General features: G+C 63.7%; 2 protein-coding genes and 1 pseudogene. All 3 read left to right on the top strand.

What is annotated here, in order from left to right; translation table 11 throughout:
- Positions 1 to 289, top strand: a pseudogene (locus tag AAIL66_RS24260) (hypothetical protein); the annotation flags it as partial.
- Between the two features lie 123 nt (positions 290 to 412).
- Positions 413 to 694: a hypothetical protein gene (locus AAIL66_RS24255; protein WP_343497957.1), complete on the top strand. Its 282-nt coding sequence runs from the start codon at positions 413 to 415 to the stop codon at positions 692 to 694.
- A gap of 42 nt (positions 695 to 736) precedes the next feature.
- Positions 737 to 1459, top strand: a 723-nt coding sequence (locus AAIL66_RS24250) for a phage tail sheath subtilisin-like domain-containing protein (RefSeq protein WP_343497956.1), incomplete at its 3' end; no start/stop codon positions are given.

Below are 1459 nucleotides of genomic sequence, written 5' to 3'. Positions count from 1 at the left end.
GGCATTCATCGCGCCGGAAAAAGTGGCATTGCCGCCGCCTGGGGTCTGCACACCCGCTCAAGGGCTTGTCGCGCTCTTCGCCATCAAGCGCATCACCGAGGACGATGTGCTGGCGGCAATCGCTCACATCCCCGACGAGGTACAGCGCTACACCGTAAAAATCGGCTACCAGCGCGCGACCACTTGGGAGCGAGGCAGCCCGGCCATGCAAACCATGGCCCAACTGCTGCAGCTCTCAGAAGCAGACCTAGACGAGCTGTTTACCTACGCTGCGGGCGTGGCGGTGTAGCGAAATCAGGCCCAGGGTGCGGGCCAGTTACGTGCAAGTCACCGCCACAACGGGCCACGCTGGCTCATTCGGGTACCGGGCGCAACCATAGGGGACCAGCAACCCACCCCCTATGCAAAGCCCATGTCTCAAACGACAAATCCCAACATCGTGACGCTGACCGTCACGCAAGAAGCCGCCCATTTCATTCTCGATTGCGTGGCTGATCGTCCATTCAAGCAAGTGGCACCACTGCTGGCCGAGCTGCAGGCTCAGGTGCAAGTCCAGGCCAATACCCAAGGCGCAGAGACTGTTGAACAGCCTGCCAGCGCGAGCGCCGATCAAGCCGCCGCCGAAGACCAGGACAAGCCCAAGCCCAAGCGCGGCAAGGGTCAAGCCACGGCTGCCGACTCTGAGGCGGCCTGAGCGCCATCACTCCCTTCCATCCCCTCATTCAAAGGAAGCCACATGGCTGCAACTGAATATCACCATGGCGTCCGTGTCATCGAGACTACGGGCGCAGGCGCGGCTATCCGCGTTGTTTCCACTGCCGTCATTGGTCTGGTGGCCACCGCCCCGGATGCCGATGACGAAGCATTCCCCATCAACACCCCTGTGCTGCTCACCAACCCGGCAGGCGGCATTGGCAAGGCTGGCAAGGGCGGCACCCTGGCCAAAGCGCTGACGGCCATCAGCGGCCAATCGCGCGCCCTGACCATCGTGGTGCGTGTGGAAGAAGGCGCCGACATTGCAGCCACTACCACCAACGTCATCGGCACCGTGACCGCCACCGGCCAGCGCACAGGCATCCAGGCACTGCTGGCGGCGGAATCCGAGCTGGGCGTAAAGCCCCGCATCATCGGCGCCCCCGATCTGGACACCAAGGCCGTGGCCAATGCGCTGGCCAGCGCTGCGCAGTCACTGCGCGCCTTCGCCTATGTGGCGGCACGCGATGCCACGGGCGGCTATGCCAAGACCAAGGAAGAAGCCACCACCTACCGCGAGGAATTCGGCCAGCGTGAAGTCATGGTGTTGTGGCCCAACTTCATGGCTTGGGACAGCACAGGTGGCGCCGAGGGCACAGGCGCTGCCGTCACCCTTGCCGCGCCCGCCTATGCCCTGGGTCTGCGCGCCAAGCTGGACCAGGAAGTGGGCTGGCACAAGAACATCAGCAATGCCGTCATCAACGGC

Source organism: Comamonas sp. F1-6 (genome assembly GCF_039581415.1).
GTDB classification, from domain to species: Bacteria; Pseudomonadota; Gammaproteobacteria; order Burkholderiales; family Burkholderiaceae_C; genus Comamonas; species Comamonas thiooxydans.
This window is presented reverse-complemented; position numbering and strand designations above follow the sequence as displayed.